The following is a 20,782-nucleotide window of genomic DNA, read 5'->3' as shown; positions in this document are numbered from 1 at the left end:
TATTGTGACGACTTTATATACTACGTCATTTAGAGGTGTTGGACAGATTACTGTGCGGGAGTTGCGGTTTTGTTTTGGGAATCGCCTTTCCAGGGTGCGAACAGACCGTGTGCGAGATTACGATCTGGTGCAGTTCAACTATCGGGGCGACCCGCTCGCGTTGCGCCAATTGGGTACGGTAGAGGATATTTTTTTGAATCTTATGGATATGCCGCTGAGCGGAGAGCGCGAGGATCTCAATATTATAGGTGAGATACCCGATTTGATTCCGTCGCTCAATGTACACAGGCAGTTCAATGGGTTGCCCAGAGGGCGCACAAGGTATCGCGTTATTGTTCAGGCGTCCATGCAGGGCTGGCAATCTTACCGTCGCAATCAGATGCAGGGGGCTGTTGAACGGGCTATACATCGCCGCTTTCCCAAATGGCGTCTTGTGCCCGATGATGCCAATTTGGAATTGTGGTTGCAACAGACCGGCAGGCAGGTGCGCCTGGGTTTGCGCCTTACGGATCGCACGATGCGCCATCGCACTTATAAGATTGCCAATCGTCCGGCGTCGTTGCGTCCTACTATTGCGCGGGCACTGGTACAGCTTACCCGTCCGGAAGATGGCGATGTTTTTCTGGATCCGATGTGCGGTGCGGGTACGGTTATGATTGAGCGCGCGCTTGCGGGTCGCTATGCCTTGGTTCAGGGTGGGGATATCGACGAGCAAGCTGTTGTGGACACGCTGGAGAATTTTGGCAATCGCCACAAACCGCGCGATGTTTTTCACTGGGATGCGCGTCAATTGCCTCTGCCCGATCAATCGGTTGACAAGGTTGCGACCAATCCGCCCTGGGGCCGTCAGGTTGGGTCTGTTTTTGAACTTCGCGCGCTCTATGAATCTGCTTTTGCGGAGATTGACCGGGTTTTGCGTCCCAATGGCGTTGTTGCGATTCTTTCGAGTGAGTGGAATGTGATCAAGAGTGCGCTGGCGCAGACCAATTTGACGCTGATTGAACAGATTAAAGATATCGCGGTGCTGGGCCGGCGCGCCGATATTTTTGTCGCGCAGAAGTTTGCGGTTTGACATTTTTCCTACAGGAGATTAAAGATGAATATATCTGAAGATATTGGGACCAAACTGCTCTATGAAAATGATCGCGTGCGCGTTTGGGATCTCGCGCTTGCCCCGGGCGAGAGTACGGGTATGCATCGGCACGAGAATGACTATTTGTACGTGGTTATCGGCGGGGGGAAACTCCAGGGTGTCTCATCAGATGGCGTCAAACGCGAGGCTCGCGATATGGTGGATGGGCAGGTGCAATGGCGAGATGTCGATGGCGAAGATGTTCACGAGGCTATCAATGTGGGGAATGGGCCTTGGCGGAATATTATTGTGGAACTGAAGGGATAGAAGAATACAGGCGTCGGTTCATAGCACCAATCCATCCTATGCCGCTCTCCTATATCGGGAGGGCGGTATTTTTGTGAGCAACTGGCGACGGACCTATTTTGTGTGTAAGCGTGATGCCGCCCGAGAGATCGAGATCCGCAAGCGAGAGATACAAACGTCTATCGCGTACTGTGGGGTATCAGTTCAATTTTGAGCCGGCAGCCGACAGCTTCAGCGAATTTTTGTAGCGTGTGAACAGATGGCGAGTGATTGCTATTCGCAGACTCTAAGCGGGTGATTGCCGTTGCTTTGGTGCCCATCTTCTCGGCGACCTGCTCCTGGGTCAGACCAGCGCGTTTTCGGGCTTCTAACAGCTTGTCGAGCAATTCGAACTCGGGTTTTTGAGCTTCATACTCTGCCCTGGTTTCGGGGTCTGCGAGAGCCTTCATTTTTAATTCTGCGTGTGTCATCATTGTTTGATTTCCCTCATTCTTTGGATGGCAATATCGAGGTCTCTTTTAGGCGTTCTCTGAGATTTCTTGACGAAGCTGTGCAACATCACAATTTTTCGGTTGACTATGGTGCAGAAAAACACACGGGCGATACCTTCCTTGGCTCTCAATCTGAGCTCGAATAAACCGTTACCCATTGCTCGCGTGTGCGGCATTCCAAGATTGGGACCAAATTTTTCCATTCTGTCGGTTAAAAGAAAATAACGCGCTCGGATGCCGGGTGGAAAGCGCAAAATATCTCGCTGTAGTATGTCGCTGTAGTATGTGATTTCGAATTTCATCTTATATACATATCAAATATGTTAGTTTTTGTCAAAGCGAAATGTGAAGATATATATAGAACTTGTCTTTTTGACCTGATAGCCGGAGTTTGTATCATTTGAACCAATAGCATATCTTTTTTCTGCTGTCTCGTTCATTTGGATTGTCGTTGGTTTATAGTATCTTTGATAACCAATCTGCGCCTGCCTGTCGGCAGACAGGGGCACGTTGCAATGTGAGGTGACCAATTATGGATACGAAAAAGACGTTTGATGCGGTTAAAATTGTGCGCCGGATTCGAGACGCGCACTATGAGAAACTCAAGGATAGAACGGTAAAAGAGCAATTGGCATTCTACCAAAGCAAGTCTCATGCATTGCGTAACGAATTAAAAAAGAAATTGCATTATGACGGCGAATGATCCCAAGACAACACGATGCGTATGAGAAAAAATAAAGAGAGATGTTTTGAAATGTGAAGAACACAAGCGTCGGTCCACCGCATCAGCCCATTCTATGCCGCTCTCCCAATATCGGGCAAGTGGCACATATCTTTCACTATGCCGCCTATTCATGGCTCAAAATGTACCCTTTCGCCTTTCATCTGTGCCCGTCTGCGTCCATCTGCGGATTTAAATTCAAGTTGTGAACAAGGCCGCGATACTGCATATTGAAGGCATAATGAGATGCTTATATGCAATTTATCGTTCAATTCTGTGATAATTGGCCCGATATTTGCTTGAGGTCTGACTGTTGCGTTTGTCCAAAATACGACCAACCTTCAGACTAGGCATCTCACATGGCCGAATTTGATACGATTTCCAAACACCTCATTCAAACTTATCCCGACGACTTTGCCGGATTCACCCTCGGGCGCGAGGACGTCGAAGTTCTTGCAGTCATTGACACAGAGCAATACACTGTTGAAGCACGCCAGACCGATAGCCTGATTCGCGTGCGTGTCGATGGCGAGGAGGTATTGGTTCACAACGAGTTTCAAACGACTGACAGCACCAATCCGCCTATGCCACGACGCATGGCGGGCTATATTGGACATGCTATTCGGCAACACGGTCTGCCGATCTATTCCAACGTGATCTACCTGCGTCCCAATGCGGGGCAGCACGATCCCGGGCACTATGTCCAGGAGCATCTCGGCTACGAAATCGCGATTCGGTATCGCGTGATCAGACTGATTGAGATAGAAGGCGAGCGCGTCCTCGAATCGGGGCAATCGGGTCTGATTCCTTTCACACCGTTGATGAAGCCGCCTGAAGGAATGACCCCGGATGCGTGGTTGCATCAGTGTATTCACACGGCTCGGACGCGCCCCATTGCCCGGTCATATAGGGCGGATTATCTGGCTGGGATGGTGGCGTTGAGCGAGTTGGTATATGCGTCTGAAACGATTTCTGATATTATTTTTAAGGAGGGCATCATGGACATCTTGCGCGAATCATCACTTTTTCAATCCCTTACTCAGGAAAGTAGAGAGAAAGCCAGAGAAGAGGGCCTTGAAGAGGGCATTGAGCAAGGCATTGAGCAAGGCATTGAGCAAGGCATTGAGCAAGGCAGAGAGGAAGGAGGTAGAGACCGCGCTATTGCAGATATTCTTGATGTGTTGGAGATTCGATTTGATCTCCGCGCGACAGATTCCCTATCTGCTCGCATAGCCGCCATTGAAGATTTGCAACGCCTCAAACAGGTGCTCCGCTCGGCGGTCCAGGTGTCCAGTCTTGAAGCATTTGAACATATGTTGGATGACGCAGTGCCGTGAGATGATGGTTGATTAAAAAAGCGGGCACGCAACCGTGCCCGCTTTTTTTTGCCCTACCGGTTGGCGAGGAGGTCGTCAACGACGGTTGGGTCGGCGAGGGTGGAGGTGTCGCCGAGGTCCGAGGTGTCGTCTTCGGCGATTTTGCGCAGGATTCGGCGCATGATTTTGCCCGATCGCGTTTTGGGTAAGCCCGGTGCCCAGTGGATTACGTCCGGGGTGGCGATGGGGCCGATTTCGGTGCGGACTTGTTGGACGAGTTCGGCTTTGAGGTCGTCGGTATAGGCTTCGCCCACGTTGAGGGTGACGTAGGCATAGATACCCTGTCCTTTGATTTCGTGTGGGAAACCCACTACAGCGGCTTCGGCCACTTTTCCGTGTGAGACCAGGGCGCTTTCGACTTCGGCGGTGCCCATGCGGTGGCCCGAGATATTGATGACGTCATCTACGCGGCCGGTGATCCAGTAGTAGCCGTCTTCATCTCGACGACAGCCGTCACCGGTGAAGTAGAAGCCTTTGTATTGCTGAAAGTAGGTTTCTTCAAAGCGTTTGTGATCGCCATAGACGGTGCGCATTTGTCCCGGCCAGGGTTCTGAGATGGCGAGTACGCCATCTACGCCATTGCCTTCGACGATTTTGCCCGATTCGGGTTCGAGGACCACGGGTTTGATGCCGTAGAGGGGAAAAGTCGCGGATCCGGGTTTGGTGGGGGTTGCGCCGGGCAGGGGACTGATGAGGATGCCCCCGGTTTCGGTTTGCCACCAGGTATCTACGATGGGACACCGCTCTCTCCCGATATTGCGGTGATACCATTGCCAGGCTTCGGGATTGATGGGTTCGCCCACAGTGCCGAGTATTTTGAGGGATGACAGGTCGTATTTGGCGGGCCATTCGTCGCCTTCTCGGGTGAGGGCGCGTATGGCTGTGGGCGCAGTGTAGAATTGGTTGACTTTGTATTTGTCGATGACCTGCCAATATCGGCCCGGGTCGGGATAGACGGGCGTGCTTTCAAACATGATGGTGGTGGCGGCATTTGATAAGGGTCCGTAGATGATGTAGGAGTGACCTGTGATCCAGCCTATGTCGGCGGCGCAAAAGTAGATGTCGCCATCCTGATAGTCAAAGACGTTTTTGTGCGTGTAGCCCGTGTACACCATGTAGCCACCTACGTTGTGCTGTACGCCTTTGGGTTTGCCGGTAGAGCCAGATGTATAGAGGATGAAGAGCGGGTCTTCGGCGTCCATTTCTTCGCAGGGGCAGTCGGCATCAGCTTCTGACATGGCTTCGTGCCACCATAAGTCGCGTCCTTCACGCATGGGACATGCGATGCCACTGTCTTCACCTACGCGCTGGACCACGATGCAGGTGTGAACACTAATGTTGCCCATGCGCGAGTTGGCTAATGCGATGGCTTCGTCGGCGGGTTGCTTGCGTTCCATGGGGCGGTCGCCTCGGAACATGCCATCTGTGGTGAGTACGATCTGGCAGGCGGAATCGACGATGCGGTCTGCCAGTGCTTCGGCAGAGAAGCCGCCAAAGACGATGGAGTGGACAGCGCCGATGCGCGCGCAGGCCAGCATAGCGATGGCGAGTTCGGGGATCATGGGCATGTAGATGGAGACGCAGTCGCCTTTTTTTACGCCTCGAGATTTGAGTACGTTGGCAAATTTGCAGACTTGTTCATGCAGTTCACTATAGGTGAGTTTGGCGTCTTCACCAGGCTCATTGCCTTCCCATAAGATGGCGACTTGATCTCCTCGAGACGCGAGGTGACGGTCAATGCAGTTGTACGTGATGTTGGTTCTGGCCCCTTCAAACCACTTGATAGAGATCGGCCCGTTATCTATATTGTAGTTGTAGGACCGCACGGTGTCCCATTTTTTGTACCAGTGAAATGTATTGGCAATTTCTACCCAGAATGCTTCGGGATCGGCAATTGATTTTTCGTATTGTTTCCCGTAGGCATCTATGCTGGGGACATGTGCATTGGTGCTGAGATTTTGCGGTGGGATGTATTGTCCGTTTTGTTCGACGACCTGATTTGCTGCCATCGGGGTTCCTCGCTTTCTTATGAATGTCATCAGTTTCGGATTTGGGGTGATGAATATAAGACGGGATTGACGAAGGCGCAATGTGGAAAAACAGTCGGCGCGTATTTTTGGGAACCCTGACGGTGCATGGGGGGTTTAATAGTAGGATTGAGGATGTAAAGCTTTGGGATGGGAGGGGGAATACATGCCCGAAGGGGAGGAATTCCATGCTTATGGCAAATTCGAGATATGGACTTGGCGAACAACCCGATGTGGAGATTTTAGCTGAAGTATCTGCTGGAGATATTGATGCTTATGGAAAAATTGTGCGGCGCTATCAAGGGCGGTTGTACAATTTTGTTTTTCGCTTTGTGAGCGATCGGGAAACGGCAGAAGATATCGTGCAAGAGGCGTTTTTGCGCGCGTTTGGAAAGCGCGAGGAATACCGTGCAATTGCCAATTTTTCTACCTGGCTGTTTACGATTGCCGGAAATTTGGCCAAAAGTGAGTTGAGGAGGCGCAAGCGATGGCGGTTGTTTTCACTGGATCGAGACGAGGAGTCAGATACGGGCATGGATTTGCCCGATGAATCTATGCGTCCCGATCGCATGGCGGAATCTTCTCTGGCCGATGTGGAGATTCAGAATGCCATTGCTTCGTTGCCCGATAATTACCGCCAGGTGATTTTGTTGCGCGATGTGGAAGGTATGTCGTATTATGAAATTTCTGAAATTGTGAAGTGTCCGGTTGGGACGGTGAAATCGCGCGTCAATCGCGGGCGCTTAAAATTACAACAAAAATTGAAAAATGAAGGTCGGGATGTGGGCCTGAATGTCTAAGACATCCCGGAAACCCTGCTCGGAGGTAAAATATAGACATGACCGTTACTGATTTTGAAGCGCGAGTTTCGGCTTATGTAGATGGCGAAATGAGTCCAGTTGAGATGGCGGAAATGGAGCGCAAAGCCGCCGAGTGCGAGCATTGTCGCACTTTGTTGGCCGATGTGCAAACTTTGAGGGAGCGCCTGGCGCAATTGCCACAGGTGCGCCCATCGGCTGAGTTTGATTTTACCCTGCGCAGCCATTTGGCAATGGCTATGGCAAAAGAAAAACACCCTTTGAACAAGGCACGTCGCGCAATGTTTTCTTCTGTCTCGCGGAAGATTACAACACTGGCTGCGGCTGTGGTGATCGGCCTGGGGTTGACTCAGGCGGTTTTCCATGGCGATACAACACCGGTGCCGCAAGTGGCAGTGGAGCGTTCGGAAATTCCACTGATGAAGGGCCAGATATTGCCGAGTGTTGATGTTGGTGCTCTGGAATTGGAGCGTTTGTCCAAGGAGTCTTATAGTCTGGATTCTCGTCATTATCGGGATTCGGCGCGTGTGGATTCCGCATCGCGGTTGAAGCAACTGCCATCGGATATGCGCGATTTGCGCCGCGTGAAACAAGTTCCCGTTTCGTATTCATTTTGACGTTGACTCGACAAGTGGAGAGAGGCGGGATCATGAGATTTTTGTGTTGCGCAATGGCGTTGTGCCTGCTCTTTGTGGGCAGGGGATGGACGGAAGAACGCAGCCTGTTGTGCACGCTTGAAGAGGAAATTGCTGCAATTTTGGAAGATAATCGGCAGAGTGTGGTGCGGATTCACACGCTCTATCCTCCCCGTGCGCGGGCAGATAGCGGGCCGTTTGGTTCGGTGTTTACCCACGGCACGGGGTTTATTTTTGATCCCCAGGGTTATATTTTAACGATTGAAGCCGCTATTGCAGATGCCGATGAGATTCGGGTGACGCTGGCTTCTGGCGTGCAGGTGCGGGCGGTGCTCGTGGGGGCAGATCCGATTTCGGGGATTGCTGTTATTCGCGTTGAGGCAGAGAATTTGCCCACGGTTGTGGTGGGAGATTCACAGTATATTAAAATTGGGCATTACGCCCTTTTGTTGGGCAATGACTTTGGCAATTTGGTGCCTTCTTTTGGGATGGTGTACGGAATCTATCGGGATAGGGATTTGTTTCAGGTGTCGGCCCGCGTGCAGAGCAGTTATGGCGGGGCTCCCGTGTTTTGCGGTAATGGACGGGTTGGGGGTATGGTGTGGCGCTATGAAGACCCGATTCGCACCGTTACTCAAGACGATGGTTCTCTATTTGGATGGACCTCCCTGCCGTCGTCGGTTTTTGTCATTCCGATCAATCGCGCGATGCGGGTGGCGCGCGCGCTGGTTGCACATGGGCAGATGGCGTATGGCAAACTGGGTGTGGAGGTTGCACCACGGGGCAACGAGGTGGTGGTGGTCAATGTGCAGCCGAATAGTCCTGCAACTGAGGGCGGGATTCAGCCGGGCGATGTGGTGCTTTCATATCGTGGGCGCGCCATTGGTGGTCCAGTGCATTTGAAGCGGATGGTGCTGGAAAGTACGCCGGGCGAGACCGCAACGATAGGTATTCGACGCGAGGGACAGGTGGTGGCGATACAAGTCGAGCTGGATCAGATGGATAGCGCTGCTCTGGTCGCTTTGCGTCCAGCGCCTCTGGTGAAGCCCAAAGATGCAGCGGTTTATCAACATATCAATTATTTGCAACGCGAAGTCGGGCGTTTGCGACAGATTTTACATCGCGATAAATAAGTGTTCGCGATAAACGCAAAAAAGCGGTGGTCTTCGGATCACCGCTTTTTTATTTTTTATAGTTTGCTCTCTTCGACGAATCGTAAAATAAAGGAGTTGATTCATGCTTAATCCCGCGCCTGTTGCTGATTTTTCACCCGCTGATTTTGCCGATGGCGAACTCGATTTGCCCTATTATTTGTCGCATTTTCATCGGGTTGCCAATGCTGTTGAGATGGATGGTCCGGATCGCGGCTTTATCAATATTTCGGTCTGGCGGAGGCCGAAAGATAACAAACCTCACAATGCGCGCATTATGGAAAATATTCTGGCGCTGGCTTTCTTTTTTTGTACCGACCGCCCCTGGAATGTGTTTTACGCACAGCCCGACCTGCGCCAGCGTCTCGAGGCTGCGCTCGATTTCTGGTGTGGCATTCAAAACGGGGATGGGCGTTTTAGCGAGTACGGTCCCGGCAATTGGAATCTCGCCGCCACTGCTTTTGCCACAAAGTTTATGGGGCAAACCCTCCACCTGCTCGACAGCGGTCCGGACATTGATTCAGCCCTGCACGAGCGCGTCATAGCCGCCGACCGCAAAGCACTCTACGCCACTTTTACTATTGATGAATTGCAAACCCAGGGTCGCAATTTTACCAATCAGTATGCCAATGCCTGGGGCGGTGCGCTGGCGTATCTGGATCTTTTTCCCGATGCAGAACTCGAGCGTTTGCTCGATCAACGTCTTGAAGAGAGTTTGACGGAATTTCAGAGTCCAGCGGGTTATTTTTACGAGCGCAGCGGTCCCGATTGGGGCTATTTTCTCGGTACTCACCACAGCGATATCCACGTTGCCTATCACTATGCTCGCGGCACGGATCGGGCGTCTATTTTCTTGGAAAAAGAACGGCGGTGGTACGATTGGTTTTCATACAATGCCGTGCGCGAACCCGATGGTACGGGTTACGCGCTCAACAGCGGTGTTGAAACCCGCCAGCAGAGAGCTTTTCTCACTGAGTATCGCGCCAATCTCGGCGGTGCCGAGAGGTCTAATTCTGGGGATATCGACACGACTGCGCTCGGTGAAGTACTCGAGTTGCCCCGCGCTTATGGTCGCACGGTTGAGGCACATGCACGGGATATTGCAGATGCGCGCGCCCGCCTTGAAGCCAATTGGCCCGCTGTTGCGCCGCTCCAGGTCGGTGAATTTTGGGCTTTTACGCCTTATGCGTTTTTGCATCGGGATCACATTACTTGGTATCCCACGCTGGAACAAAAAGAAGCGGCCACTGCGATGTTGCCGTATATCGCACGAGACCACTTCACACACCAGCGGGTTGACAGCCGCCATCCGGTCGTTTTTACGTTTGTCCGTCGTCCAACCTATTACGTTGCTTTTAATACGGGGCCTGTGCTGAGTGCCCAACAGCGGTATGGGCTGGGGTTGCTCTGGCATCCTCGCGCTGGTGCTGTTCTGCAGTCTCAAACGGATACAGATCATGCTGCCTGGGGGACGGTTGTCAATGGTACGCTCTGCGAAAAGGCCGATATTGCCGCTGTTTTTCGGATTGATGGGGATCCGGTCATACCGCGACCTGGTAGGCGTGACCTGCCCGATGGTGACCTCGAGATCACCTATCCTCTGGGAGAAAGTGGTAGCAAGACGATTCTTTTTGCCAGCGATGCGATTACGGTTTCTGTCAATTACCCCGGTGCATTTACTGAGGTTCTCCCGCTTTTGAAGGGAGAACTGGATACAATAAAGAACGGATCGGTTCTCACGCGCGGTGATGTTTCGCTCTGTATTGAAACCGAAAACGCACTCACTTTATCCGATACCGATCTCAAATCCGGTGATCGCCAGGTCGTGACGGCGTACATCAATGCTGAAAATACATTGACTTATCGCATCGCGTTTCAGTGAAAGATTCGTTGCAATCCAGTCTATCAGAAAAACATATCAATAAATTTTTTTCAAAGAGCACTCATAAGGCTGAACCAAAATATCCGCCGAAATTCCAAGACCCTTATGCAACTTGCGAATCATGTTCAGTGACAGTGAGCATTTTCGATTCAAAACCTCTGACACACTGGTGCCTGAACCCAGATAGGGTTCAAGATCACGATGAGATAAACCTTGACTCTCCATGTGGTGAAGGATTGCCTCAATTGGATCCGGTGGCGGGATAGGGTAGTGCTTCTGTTCATAAACTTCAACGAGCGTGACCAAAACATCGAGTTTATCACCTTCTGGCGAACCATGAGTTGCTCCCCAAAGCCGTTCGATCTCTCTCAAAGCGGCTTCATGGTCTGATTCGGTTTTGATGGGTTTAATATCCATAATTGGGCATTTCGTCATAAAAAAATTCGGTTTGGAAGCTCATCACGCCGGCAATGGCATCAGTTCAAGGACTACCTCTTAACTACAGAAATCGGGAACTTCCCCCCAGGTCTCGGTCGCCTCACGGATCTTTTCTTTGACCTCAAACACGAAGGCACCATCCCTATCGAGTTGGGATGCCCGCGCCGCCGACCAGGTGTAGCTAATACCGAGGCCGGGTGACATGGAGATCCAGGGGCGGTTCTTCTCGGTTCTTACTGCTTCAATTGGCTCCATGTCATCAGGAGAAATCAGACTTTTAGCGACCAGACAATCCCAGTGATAACGATAAGAGCCGGCATCATCAGGCCATATAGAGTCAATCTTCATCTCGCCTGACTGCCAGAACTCAATGTATTCGTTTACTGCAAGCGACGTAGTCGCCGAGCATCGATTACTCCAGTGCATGAAGTGCAGATTCGACACCAGTCGCCAATCTTCGTTCTGGTTCTGCAACGCCAAGAGCTTTTTGGCGTCAACCTTCGACCAGAACTCCTGTGCCTGTGCCACAGTATCTCCCGGCCAAAACTCAAGCGTAATCCTCCATGATCTTGCATCATCCTTGGCCTTTAGATAGATCCGCTTGTAAGAAGGAAATTCCACAGGGATGAAAGGCAACGGTCCCTGCTCTGCCTCAGTTGGGTCAATCTCCCGCAGGATCATTTCGCATCGCCGATTCAGTAGGTCGAGATCGTTCCTACACACCGCGAAGTGCTCAAATGGATTGAGCACTGAATGGTTGGCTGCAACATAATCAATGAAGTCTCGGATGAACACCCTCTCTGCTGGGCTGACCAACCCTCTTAGTTCAATGTCCGTAAGGGTACTGACGATATCTCGCCATGCCAAAATTACGGCCTGCGAATCCACTTTAATCTGTCCCTCCTCGCCTAAACTCGCCTCACTCGGCATCAACTGCCACGCTTCGACCTCAGAATCGCGTTTGCTCTCAACGGTGAGGGTCAAACTCTCCTGCTGATGCCGCCGGTTCTCTGGTGCGATAAAGGTCACTACGCCGTCGTATCTTGCTCCTCTATCCTCCAGCTGGACATCGTCATAGACATCCTCTCCCTCGGCGGTGATCCCAATAGCCACAAGGCGTCCTTCCTGTGCGAACAGATTTTCAGTCTGGGTTTGAACGACACATTCACGCTCTCTTAAGGCCGTTAATGCAGGTATCGGTTGCTTCTGCTCGTCCCGGACGAGATCCAAAAATGCCGCACGAATGATTGGCGAGATGCGTATCAGGTTCATTAAAGCCCAGGTAAGGCGGTCTTCCGTACCTGGCTGCTTGCTCAAGTAGCCTTCAAAAATATTCAGCTTATCCACTTATTCTCCTCCTGCTTATTGCTCTGTCAAAAAAATTTGCTGATATGTTTTTCTGATAGACTGGATTGCGGCTTTAGGCATGCCGCAATGACAACTGCCTGGGAGCCTGCCCCGTAATGCTTGCCGTATAGAGTCATTACGGCACATGCTTATACGGGGTCACTCCGGCGCAGGCCGGAGTCCAGACCTTACGCGCGGTGTTTGGCAACGACAGATTCGTCGAGTTCAACGCCTAAACCAGATCCTGTTGGTGGGGTGATATAGCCGCTTTCAAATCGGATTGGTTCTACGAATATTTCGCTGTGGAGGTCGTTGGCGTTGAATTCCTGGATCAGAAAGTTCGGCGAGCATGTGTCGAGTTGTACTGCGGCGGCTGCGGCGATGGGACCGCAATACATGTGGGGTGCGATGAGGGCGTAGTGGGCTTCGGCCATGCTGGCGATTTTTTTGGATTCCAATATTCCGCCACATTGGCCCACGTCTAATTGGAGGATTTGGGCGGCCTGTTTTTTGAGGAGTTCGGCAAATTCGTATTTGGTGACGAGCCGTTCTCCTGTGGCTATTGGGATGCTGGTGTGAGCGGCGACGCGGGCCATTTCGTCGATGTTTTCCGGGGGGACGGGTTCTTCAAACCAGAAGGGGCTGAATTCTTCCAGTTCTTTTGCCACGCGAATTGCGCCGGATGTGCTGAATTGTCCGTGGGTGCCGATGCCGATTTCCAATTCGTCGCCGACTGCGTCCCGGATGCTTTTGAATATTTTGGCGACGTGGCGGATGGTTTTGAGTGGGAAGTCGCGCGGGTGGGGAAAGAGGGGTTGGAAGGGGTCGAATTTGCAGGCGGTGTTTCCTTCTGCGACCAGGCAGGTCGCAATTTCGCCCGCGCGTTCTGGATTTTCCCAAATGCCGTCGGTTGGCATGTAGGCATAAGCTCTGAGTTTGTCGTGGACTCTGCCGCCGAGCAGATTGTAGATGGGCTGGTTTAATGCTTTGCCGACGATGTCCCAACACGCCATTTCAATGGCGCTCAAGGCGGGTGTTGCGTCGAGGCCGGGATGGCGGTAGTCGTGCCGGGACGCAAAGATGCGCTGCCACAGGCTTTCGATGTCGAAGGGACTTGTGCCGATGGCGAATTGCTGACAGAGGTTTTTGATGAGGCTGATTTGGGAGTCCAGATTGGTGGCATTTCCCGAGGGCCGCTCGCCCAGTCCGACGATGCCTTCGTCGGTGATGAGCTGGACAAAGAGCCAGTATCGCCCCCCGCGATAGGGCTGGATGTTTTTGATTACGATGGTTTCTACGTCGGTGATTTTCATGGGTGATGCGCTCCTGTGCTGGTGTGTGTATAATGGGCGGTTAGTACACCGCGTCAAATAAGGCTGTCCATATCGACCTGTTCCCCGTCATTGCGGCATGGTTTTGAGCCGCAATCCAGTTTTCATTAATTGGCGTTGCGCCTTCGTCGGTGATGGGATAGATAAGAGATATGCAGGTCATTCACAGGCCGGTTTTTTAGGGTTCGCTACAATTATAGTCAGAAATTGCCCTTGCGTGTGTCCCAAAATTTGGCTATATGTGAAAGGTAAATTAAAAACTAAAAGACCTGTGAAAATTACTAAAAAAAGTTAGGTTTAAATCACCCAAAACTGGCCTTTCTCAGCACAACAAGGCACAGGTCTATGTCATCTCAAACTATCGAACTTCAAAAAGTCATGCAAGGATATTTCCCAATAGACTTGAATACTTGCAGTATCTTCTGCAGGTAGGCTGGATTGTTCAAAATTACAAATCCATCAATATGGGTGCCAGTATCGGATTCAATATATAGTGATTTTATATATGGCTGGCACTATTAGGATGATTACCAATGGCTGATGAAGACAAATTCAAGGGCGAGATAGTAGTGGCATCTCGTATAGTTGAGTACCTGAGTTCCGGACTATACGAGTCTCCAGCAGCCTGTTTGAAAGAGTTGATAAACAATTCTTTTGATGCTGATGCAAAGCGTGTAAACGTATTTGTTAAACCTGATGCAGATCGCATAATAATTGAGGATGATGGGTTTGGGCTTAACAAGGACGAGTTCGAAAAGCATTTTAGTCGGATAAGTGAATCATATAAGCGTGAAGAATCTGACACAACACCATTGGGGCGACCTAAGATTGGAAAAATAGGAATCGGATTTATTGCCGCCAATGAGATCTGCAATGTTATGGAAATTGTGTCAACAAAGAAAGGAAGCACAGAACTATTGGAAGTCTCAATTCGATTCGATCTTATGAGACAGGATGTGGAGGAAAGAAGGCGTAACAACGGAGGGATTGCGAAGGCAGATTACGAAGGTGCTGTGACCTTAGATGCTGATAAAGATAGCCACTATACCCATATATTTTTAAAGCAAATAAGAGACGAGGCTCAACCCATTCTTGCTGGTGTCGGAACCACTGAGTTTTCTGCAGGCAAAAAATCACTATACGGAAAATCTCCATCCTCAATGTGTAAAATATTAGCGGAGAAGGGCCTGAGAAGCTGGGATACTTTTGACGCTTATTCTCAAAACCTGCTAAAAATCGGCTTAAATGTTCCTGTGGCTTATCATGATGAGTGGATTTTGCCGACCCTAAAATCAAGCGTAAAGGATATAGAAAAGGAAGCTGCAGAACTAGACTTTTCACTATTTATTGACGGGAGTGAAATTAGGAAACCAATAGTCTTTTCACCGCCTGAACCTGAAAAGACTATAATTACACGATTCAATTTTAAAGGGAAAAATGTCGCTGCTAAGGGATACTTCTATGCTCAGTATAGCACGATCCGACCTCAAGAATTACAGGGAGTGTTGATTCGAATTCGAAATGCTGCTGTTGGCGAATATGATCCTAGCTTCTTAGGTTTTACTTCCAGTGCAGGACCGTTATTTCAGGCTTGGATATCAGGTGAAATTGTGGCGGATGATCGACTTGAAAATGCGATGAATATTGATAGACGAACGTTGCGAGAATCACATCTCGCATATACTGAACTCCAACAAGCTGTCCACGAATACATTCCTGAATTGATAAGACGTGTACGCAATGAAATATACGGTGAAAGAAGCAAAGAACAGAAGGTTAGTAAAGCCCAAGATATTGTACAAAAGATTAGTGATGTCGCAGACAAACAGATCGCAGATGTTTCACCCAAAGCAGCAAGTGCTATTAAGAAAAGTTGGTCTGACACCGCAAGAAAGGAACCTAACCAGAAGCAGTTGCTAAAGAGATTTACAGTCAATTCATTGTACGAAGTTGTTGTTGAAGCAGCAAAGGATGTTCTTAGCCAAAGGCAGCTAGAAGATTTCTTATCGAGATTGACGGAGCGACTAAAAAAGTGAATGGACATTCTCGACCGGTAGACCGTGCAATGAACGAAGATAGAGCCGAGAAACTGACCATCCGCTCTCTCTGGCTTGAGGAAGTCAAATCAGTAGCAGAGCAGTATCCTGATAGTGATGTACCTTGGTATTTAACGTTGAGTGGAGCCGAAGGACGAGATATAGAGCTTCTTATTGACCAGAAACTCATTTCATTAACGGAAGTCGGATCCATTAAAGAAAAAGATCAGCATAAGGTTGTAGCTGTTGAAAATAATAATGAATCTGTTTTACAATTACAAAGAAAGTTCGTAGGATTAAGAATAAGGGAAGCTCCGTTTCAGAGCATTGTTAGAGGCGAAGATATGTTTAACTGGCCTCGAGATGAGGATGAGAAATATTGCCGAGCGCATATTGTGAATCTGGACTTGAATAGTCCGTTGAAGGGTATGCCAGAAAATGGAGGTGTTAAGTTCCCAGTTTTGGCTTGGATACGCAAACTTTGCCAGCTACATACCAGGTCTCCCAGAAATGATTGGACCTTATGCTTAACGCTTCACGGTGAAGTGGTTTGGCCAGAGGAAGTCAAAGAGGAAGTCAATAGGTGGATGAAAAAATTCTTATTAGAGAATTTAAGCCGTGAACCTGTTTTCGCTCGTAGTTGTAAAGAATTCTTCAAAGACGCACTATATGAGCAGATTTCAGATTGCAATGAGTTGGACTTTACAGTGCTTGATAGGCAAGATCAACAGAAAGTAATTATGGTAATGGTACCAAAGATCATTGCCGACTTGGTTCATAGCCAAGGTTGGAGCGTTTCTACTGAACGAAATTTGCGCTATGGTGGAGATGGCGAACACGCTCCAATGGTTACTTGGATAGTCAAGTTTACTTGGAGAGGTGAAGCAACCGCGACCCCTGATGCGCGATATAAATCTGCTCTCAGAGACATATTTTCAGGGGCAGGGATTGTAACTGAAAGTGGAAAAATTGAGGATCACCGGGTTTTATAGGGTTTAACAAATGGCTAAAGAACGATCAATATGGTTGGGTAAACCTCCAGGATATATACGCAAGTTAGATGAAGGCATTTTGATCAAGTGTGATGCACTGAAGCTCTTGAATAGTCTGAAGGATGGGTGCGCAGATATCATTTTTCTCGACCCACCCTTTAATCTGGGTAAGAAGTATGGGTCAAATAGTAGAAAAGAGGACAAGATCGCTGAATCTGAATACGAGGAGTTCATGAGAAGCGTACTATTCTCTTCAATGAGAAAACTGAAGGAAGGTGGTGCGTTGTACTTGTATCATTTGCCACAATGGGCGATCAAATTTGGTGCATTACTTCAGCAACATTTGACATTTCGACATTGGATATCGGTCACAATGAAAAACGGGTTTGTCCGAGGAAAATATCTGTATCCTGCACATTATGCCTTACTGTATCTCACTAATGGAGAACCACAGGTATTCAATCGACCAAAAATTCCCGCGCCAACGTGTAGAAGTTGTGGAAAATATATCAAAGATTATGGAGGGTACAAGCACTATATTGAATCGGGAATAAACCTCAGCGATGTGTGGGATGATTTGAGTCCTGTTCGACACGCAAAACACAAGAAGAGGGCTGAGAATGAGCTTCCTTTAGAATTGACTCGACGTGTTATTCAAATCAGCGGATTGAATAACGGGCTATTGGTTGATCCATTTGTAGGATCTGGTACCTCTTTGATTTCGGCTGTTGAAGCTCAAATGAGCTTTGTGGCGTGTGATAGAGAGAAAATATACTGTGATATCGCGTCAAGAAGGGTTAAGGAATACATGGCCGAAAGAACATGTGACTGCTAATCCATTGGAGTTTTATCCCTCATCACTCTAAGCATCTTGATCACAAGAACCTAGATCTAAATCAAGATATTACTGTCTTAGAATTGGGTCTTGAACCCAAAAACCGAAAAACGGACTTCAAGTTAGTAACCCTAACTGAAACTACCCAAACCGATGTAGCGCACGGTGGCCGATGCGGATTAACCACGGCTGCGCATCTGGACAACGCGCAAAAAGTTGGTCAGATGCGGCAAGTGGGTCGTCCGCTACCTCGAACTCGCCTGTTTCAATATCAATCGCCACAATCCTACCGCTGTTGCCTTCTTCCACCTGTGGCCTCACTCGTTGCTCATAAATCGCCTGACCGCGCTGGGCGAACTCCTCTTTGCTATAACGCGGCTGTCGTACTCTCATGCCGTTATCCTTTAAAATGGCATTTTGGGTTGATTGAACCAGCGCATGTATTCCCTATAGTCTGGATCGGATCTGAGTTGATGGTGTTGAGGCTTGTTTGCATGACAGCCGATACACAAGGCAAGAAAATTTTTTTCGTTGCTGTCGTTCTTTTGACCATTAATGTGGTGGACGTGAAGAAACTTTCTCTCATCTCTAAGATTAACGCCGCACTCTTCACATTTCCAGTTCCGCTTTTCTTTATATCTGTAAGAAATTTGCTCCCAGTTCGGCGGATAAGTATTTACTGGGGCTGTAATGTCAGTATGCGTCGGATCTCTTGTTATTTGAGAATCATATCTTTCAAAAAACGCTCTCAAGTCGAAATAATCCCTGATTGCATTCTGTCCCGAGTATCCGCGCCTACGGTAACCGTTGTAATTTAGTCGGTCTAAGCAATACTTACAGACATATAGCCTGCGCTCGACCTCTTCCTCTTTATCGCGATACCCGCTTTCCCCAAGAAGATTGACAATAAATTTTCCATCCCTTCGATATGTAACCACATATCTTTCGTACCTATTTAATTTTTTCATTTCCTGTAGAGCATCACAGTCGGCAACATGAAATTTGTATAACTGTTCGCGAGTAGCGTCACCTGGCACATATTGGTCTCGGATATAAACGACGACCTTTCGTCCTCCGTATTCAAGTGTGCCATCATCAGCATATTCAATTTCATCAGGTGTGATCTCTATCCCTGTTGTAACTAAAATTTTATCGATATTTATAGAATTCCACTCTTCTCCTGAATTCCATGAGATCAGTTCAGCTTCCATATTTTGTCGAAGTTGATTCAATCCAACATGTTTTGAAAAATCTGGCAGGTTCATTCTTTTTTATCTCGCTTTATAATTTCAACAATCCGTTTCTCCGCATTCGTCCGCACTCTAAACTCCACTCGTCTTGATTCTTCTTTATTTTCTGTGCCATCAGGATAAGAAATCACCTTGCTTGAAGATAACCCATTGGCGGTCAAGAACTGTTTCAGCCAATACCTGATCTCCTGATTCCCACTGAGTTCGGGGAGAAGTACATATTGAAGTACACGTCTTGTTCTGTCCTGTGATAACTCCATATTACGAATATAAGCCTCTTCAGGACTCACGCCTGTCTCCCATTCGCTTGAGGTGTGTCCTTCAATACGAATTTCCGCTATGTCGTTGATATAATCAGATTGCCTCAAAACTTTAATATAACGGGGAAAAAAATTCTTCAAGATGTTTTTGAAGGCGGGACGAACCTCTGCTTCCCCTTGTGCAAATAACACTTCAGGCTCTTTGAACCGGACAGAGAGAGTTTGTCTATCCAGGACAGCGTTCCATTTATTCAGGTCTTTTTCAAACTCTTTCTCAAGGTCGGCATATAGGTCGGACTGCAATTTTTCATACGTGACAGCAATTTTCTCAATTTTTTCTTTTTCTGCTTGAACATGCAGCATATAACTAATGGCTATAAATAGGAAGATTACCATCAATCCAGCCATCATATCAGAAATAGAGATCCAATGTTCTTCCGTATCTTGCTCTCTATTTGTCAGAATTTCTTCACTCATCATCCTGTCCTATTGGCGTCGTGGGTAACGACCTGTTTGTTGTAAACCATCTGCCATTCGTACTACGTTGCGAAGCTGATCCGTTAGGGGCGAGTAGTCATCAACAAATCGTCTTGATAGACTGGCAAGTTGACTTCCCAATGATTCAATGGATTTTGTGAGTTCTTCCTGAAGTGCTCTATCCAGGAGTTGGATTTGCTGGGTCATATTGGCTGTGCTTTCGCGGAAAATGCGCTCCGTTTCGGTATTGAGTCGCCTGTTTGTGTCTGTCACTATCGTCTCAAGTTGTTGGGCTTGATTTGTCAAGGCTTCTCTTTGTCTTTCCATAGAAACCTGCGAATTATCAATGTTTTCTGCTACCACTTGTGTAAAGTTATCGGTTAATTGTTTCAGCCGATTCTCAATGATTGGAAATGCGTTACTCGCATTATCAGCTAACGCACTAAACGCCTCGAGACGATTATTCATCAGTTGTATCTGCTGTTGTATTGCTTGAAGTGTGGGATCAAGTTTTTCCGCGCTTGAAACGATGACACCACTTCGTTCAGCAATACTCTCCAGCGATTGACGTGATTTTTCGATGCTTTCTGCCGCAATCCGAAATTCCACAGCCAGTTCGTCCATCTGTTGACGGTACTGTTCTTGCCAGTCGTTGATTCTTCCGACCGCTTCATTGAGTTGCTTAAAGTTATCACCAAACTGCTCATTGATTTTTGCATTGAAGTCCCGCATGACGGCTTCAAGTGCTTCAATTAGCGCTTTTGTATTGTTGTCAGCCATATGAGTCGCAAATTCTTTAAAGGCCTGAAGTAAATCGTCTTGCTTATCTGAGAAGGTGGTTCTCAACTTTTGCAATTGAGTCAAAACGGTGCTGTCACCATCTCCCGTCAATGCTTTTTCTATAGCACGGAGGGTTTCCCTGGTTTCGTCTCCTTCTGCTTGATGTACTTTGTGAATTAACAGTAGGATATTTGCAAGGTCATCAATGGTTGCGCCTGTATAGGTCTCCTCTGACGCTGCTTGTTTTTTCCGCTCGTTTAGAGATGATAATTTAAGACAAATCGAGCCTACAATTCCTATAATGGAAGTTAAAAAGGCAAACTTTAGGCCTTCCAACAACAGGGGAACACTTGCTTCAATGTTCTGTGTGTCAAAGTTTAAAAGTCCCCAAGCGATACCAGCAAATGTTCCAAGCACCCCGATGACGGTCACAATTGAGGCAATAGCATTGACTTGTTGATGTCGAATTTTCCGGAACCACAGGATTGTCCCGACGATTATTGCGACAACAACAATTAAAAGTATGTCCATTATGTCCATGTAGATAATTCCTCCGT

At 48.4% G+C, this 20,782-nt stretch carries 20 protein-coding genes; 10 read left to right on the top strand and 10 right to left on the bottom strand.

Annotation, left to right across the window (positions count from 1 at the left end; translation table 11 throughout):
- The first annotated feature begins 4 nt into the window (after window positions 1–4).
- Both F4Y39_12850 and F4Y39_12845 read left to right on the top strand, forming a co-directional pair.
- Window positions 5–1,072 carry a methyltransferase domain-containing protein gene (locus F4Y39_12850; GenBank protein ID MYC14610.1) on the top strand — a complete coding sequence of 356 codons (1,068 nt, stop codon included), beginning with the start codon at window positions 5–7 and terminating at the stop codon, window positions 1,070–1,072.
- Window positions 1,073–1,096: 24 nt separating this feature from the next.
- On the top strand, window positions 1,097–1,399 hold the full coding sequence (locus F4Y39_12845) for a hypothetical protein (protein MYC14609.1): 303 nt from the start codon (window positions 1,097–1,099) through the stop codon (window positions 1,397–1,399).
- Between the two features lie 158 nt (window positions 1,400–1,557).
- Here the strand turns inward: F4Y39_12845 and F4Y39_12840 are convergent, their stop codons facing one another.
- Entirely contained in the window at window positions 1,558–1,848 is a 291-nt protein-coding gene (locus F4Y39_12840) for a helix-turn-helix transcriptional regulator (protein MYC14608.1), read from the bottom strand.
- Window positions 1,848–2,171 carry a type II toxin-antitoxin system RelE/ParE family toxin gene (locus F4Y39_12835; protein ID MYC14607.1) on the bottom strand — a complete coding sequence of 108 codons (324 nt, stop codon included), beginning with the start codon at window positions 2,169–2,171 and terminating at the stop codon, window positions 1,848–1,850. Before F4Y39_12835 ends, F4Y39_12840 begins: the two co-directional genes overlap by 1 nt.
- 778 nt (window positions 2,172–2,949) lie before the next feature.
- On the opposite strand from F4Y39_12835, the gene F4Y39_12830 reads away from it, so the two are divergent.
- Entirely contained in the window at window positions 2,950–3,927 is a 978-nt protein-coding gene (locus tag F4Y39_12830; GenBank protein MYC14606.1) for an Rpn family recombination-promoting nuclease/putative transposase, read from the top strand.
- A gap of 53 nt (window positions 3,928–3,980) precedes the next feature.
- Here the strand turns inward: F4Y39_12830 and acs are convergent, their stop codons facing one another.
- On the bottom strand, window positions 3,981–5,975 hold the full coding sequence (acs, locus tag F4Y39_12825) for an acetate--CoA ligase (protein MYC14605.1): 1,995 nt from the start codon (window positions 5,973–5,975) through the stop codon (window positions 3,981–3,983).
- 206 nt (window positions 5,976–6,181) lie between these two features.
- Here acs and F4Y39_12820 point away from each other — a divergent pair, with 206 nt between their 5' ends.
- From F4Y39_12820 to F4Y39_12805, 4 genes are all read left to right on the top strand, one after another.
- A complete protein-coding gene (locus F4Y39_12820; protein MYC14604.1) occupies window positions 6,182–6,793 on the top strand; it encodes a sigma-70 family RNA polymerase sigma factor in 612 nt (203 codons plus the stop codon).
- A gap of 38 nt (window positions 6,794–6,831) precedes the next feature.
- Window positions 6,832–7,428 carry a hypothetical protein gene (locus tag F4Y39_12815; protein MYC14603.1) on the top strand — a complete coding sequence of 199 codons (597 nt, stop codon included), beginning with the start codon at window positions 6,832–6,834 and terminating at the stop codon, window positions 7,426–7,428.
- Window positions 7,429–7,460: 32 nt separating this feature from the next.
- On the top strand, window positions 7,461–8,579 hold the full coding sequence (locus F4Y39_12810; protein MYC14602.1) for a PDZ domain-containing protein: 1,119 nt from the start codon (window positions 7,461–7,463) through the stop codon (window positions 8,577–8,579).
- A gap of 103 nt (window positions 8,580–8,682) precedes the next feature.
- Window positions 8,683–10,479, top strand: a complete 1,797-nt coding sequence (locus F4Y39_12805) for a hypothetical protein (protein MYC14601.1) — start codon at window positions 8,683–8,685, stop codon at window positions 10,477–10,479.
- A 36-nt stretch (window positions 10,480–10,515) separates the two neighbouring features.
- Here F4Y39_12805 and F4Y39_12800 read toward each other — a convergent pair whose 3' ends face one another.
- The 3 genes from F4Y39_12800 to F4Y39_12790 all read right to left on the bottom strand — a co-directional run bounded on the left by F4Y39_12800 (window position 10,516) and on the right by F4Y39_12790 (window position 13,577).
- On the bottom strand, window positions 10,516–10,896 hold the full coding sequence (locus tag F4Y39_12800; GenBank protein MYC14600.1) for a transcriptional regulator: 381 nt from the start codon (window positions 10,894–10,896) through the stop codon (window positions 10,516–10,518).
- A 78-nt stretch (window positions 10,897–10,974) separates the two neighbouring features.
- Window positions 10,975–12,264: a hypothetical protein gene (locus F4Y39_12795; GenBank protein MYC14599.1), complete on the bottom strand. Its 1,290-nt coding sequence runs from the start codon at window positions 12,262–12,264 to the stop codon at window positions 10,975–10,977.
- A gap of 188 nt (window positions 12,265–12,452) precedes the next feature.
- A complete protein-coding gene (locus F4Y39_12790; GenBank protein MYC14598.1) occupies window positions 12,453–13,577 on the bottom strand; it encodes a mandelate racemase/muconate lactonizing enzyme family protein in 1,125 nt (374 codons plus the stop codon).
- Between the two features lie 551 nt (window positions 13,578–14,128).
- Between F4Y39_12790 and F4Y39_12785 the strand changes: the two genes are divergently transcribed.
- From F4Y39_12785 to F4Y39_12775, 3 genes are read left to right on the top strand one after another with little or no spacing between them, the layout of a single operon-like run.
- On the top strand, window positions 14,129–15,631 hold the full coding sequence (locus tag F4Y39_12785) for a hypothetical protein (protein MYC14597.1): 1,503 nt from the start codon (window positions 14,129–14,131) through the stop codon (window positions 15,629–15,631).
- Window positions 15,632–15,660: 29 nt separating this feature from the next.
- A complete protein-coding gene (locus tag F4Y39_12780) occupies window positions 15,661–16,623 on the top strand; it encodes a hypothetical protein (GenBank protein MYC14596.1) in 963 nt (320 codons plus the stop codon).
- 10 nt (window positions 16,624–16,633) lie between these two features.
- Window positions 16,634–17,458, top strand: coding sequence for a site-specific DNA-methyltransferase (locus F4Y39_12775; protein ID MYC14595.1), 825 nt, complete (start codon window positions 16,634–16,636; stop codon window positions 17,456–17,458).
- Window positions 17,459–17,599: 141 nt separating this feature from the next.
- On the opposite strand, the gene F4Y39_12770 is transcribed toward F4Y39_12775, so the two are convergent.
- Genes F4Y39_12770 through F4Y39_12755 form a run of 4 tightly spaced genes read right to left on the bottom strand, consistent with a single transcriptional unit; the run spans window position 17,600 to window position 20,765 of the window.
- Window positions 17,600–17,851, bottom strand: a complete 252-nt coding sequence (locus F4Y39_12770; protein MYC14594.1) for a hypothetical protein — start codon at window positions 17,849–17,851, stop codon at window positions 17,600–17,602.
- A gap of 11 nt (window positions 17,852–17,862) precedes the next feature.
- On the bottom strand, window positions 17,863–18,723 hold the full coding sequence (locus F4Y39_12765) for an HNH endonuclease (protein MYC14593.1): 861 nt from the start codon (window positions 18,721–18,723) through the stop codon (window positions 17,863–17,865).
- Window positions 18,720–19,445, bottom strand: coding sequence for an OmpA family protein (locus F4Y39_12760; protein ID MYC14592.1), 726 nt, complete (start codon window positions 19,443–19,445; stop codon window positions 18,720–18,722). The genes F4Y39_12765 and F4Y39_12760 overlap by 4 nt, the downstream gene beginning before the upstream one ends.
- A gap of 9 nt (window positions 19,446–19,454) precedes the next feature.
- Window positions 19,455–20,765: a hypothetical protein gene (locus tag F4Y39_12755; GenBank protein MYC14591.1), complete on the bottom strand. Its 1,311-nt coding sequence runs from the start codon at window positions 20,763–20,765 to the stop codon at window positions 19,455–19,457.
- Window positions 20,766–20,782: the final 17 nt, after the last annotated feature.

The organism is Gemmatimonadota bacterium (assembly GCA_009838845.1).
Classification (GTDB): Bacteria; Latescibacterota; UBA2968; order UBA2968; family UBA2968; genus VXRD01.
Note: the sequence above shows the minus strand (reverse complement) of the source record. Positions and strands in the feature narration are given on the sequence as shown.

Excerpts from the sequence above, each read along its gene's own strand:
- F4Y39_12845 (MYC14609.1), top strand. The coding sequence starts at position 1,097 with ATGAATATATCTGAAGATATTGGGACCAAACTGCTCTATGAAAATGAT.
- F4Y39_12840 (MYC14608.1), bottom strand. The coding sequence starts at position 1,848 with ATGACACACGCAGAATTAAAAATGAAGGCTCTCGCAGACCCCGAAACC.
- F4Y39_12835 (MYC14607.1), bottom strand. The coding sequence starts at position 2,171 with ATGAAATTCGAAATCACATACTACAGCGACATACTACAGCGAGATATT.
- F4Y39_12830 (MYC14606.1), top strand. The coding sequence starts at position 2,950 with ATGGCCGAATTTGATACGATTTCCAAACACCTCATTCAAACTTATCCC.
- acs (MYC14605.1), bottom strand. The coding sequence starts at position 5,975 with ATGGCAGCAAATCAGGTCGTCGAACAAAACGGACAATACATCCCACCG.
- F4Y39_12820 (MYC14604.1), top strand. The coding sequence starts at position 6,182 with ATGCTTATGGCAAATTCGAGATATGGACTTGGCGAACAACCCGATGTG.
- F4Y39_12815 (MYC14603.1), top strand. The coding sequence starts at position 6,832 with ATGACCGTTACTGATTTTGAAGCGCGAGTTTCGGCTTATGTAGATGGC.
- F4Y39_12810 (MYC14602.1), top strand. The coding sequence starts at position 7,461 with ATGAGATTTTTGTGTTGCGCAATGGCGTTGTGCCTGCTCTTTGTGGGC.
- F4Y39_12805 (MYC14601.1), top strand. The coding sequence starts at position 8,683 with ATGCTTAATCCCGCGCCTGTTGCTGATTTTTCACCCGCTGATTTTGCC.
- F4Y39_12800 (MYC14600.1), bottom strand. The coding sequence starts at position 10,896 with ATGGATATTAAACCCATCAAAACCGAATCAGACCATGAAGCCGCTTTG.
- F4Y39_12790 (MYC14598.1), bottom strand. The coding sequence starts at position 13,577 with ATGAAAATCACCGACGTAGAAACCATCGTAATCAAAAACATCCAGCCC.
- F4Y39_12785 (MYC14597.1), top strand. The coding sequence starts at position 14,129 with ATGGCTGATGAAGACAAATTCAAGGGCGAGATAGTAGTGGCATCTCGT.
- F4Y39_12780 (MYC14596.1), top strand. The coding sequence starts at position 15,661 with ATGAACGAAGATAGAGCCGAGAAACTGACCATCCGCTCTCTCTGGCTT.
- F4Y39_12775 (MYC14595.1), top strand. The coding sequence starts at position 16,634 with ATGGCTAAAGAACGATCAATATGGTTGGGTAAACCTCCAGGATATATA.
- F4Y39_12770 (MYC14594.1), bottom strand. The coding sequence starts at position 17,851 with ATGAGAGTACGACAGCCGCGTTATAGCAAAGAGGAGTTCGCCCAGCGC.
- F4Y39_12765 (MYC14593.1), bottom strand. The coding sequence starts at position 18,723 with ATGAACCTGCCAGATTTTTCAAAACATGTTGGATTGAATCAACTTCGA.
- F4Y39_12760 (MYC14592.1), bottom strand. The coding sequence starts at position 19,445 with ATGAGTGAAGAAATTCTGACAAATAGAGAGCAAGATACGGAAGAACAT.
- F4Y39_12755 (MYC14591.1), bottom strand. The coding sequence starts at position 20,765 with ATGGACATAATGGACATACTTTTAATTGTTGTTGTCGCAATAATCGTC.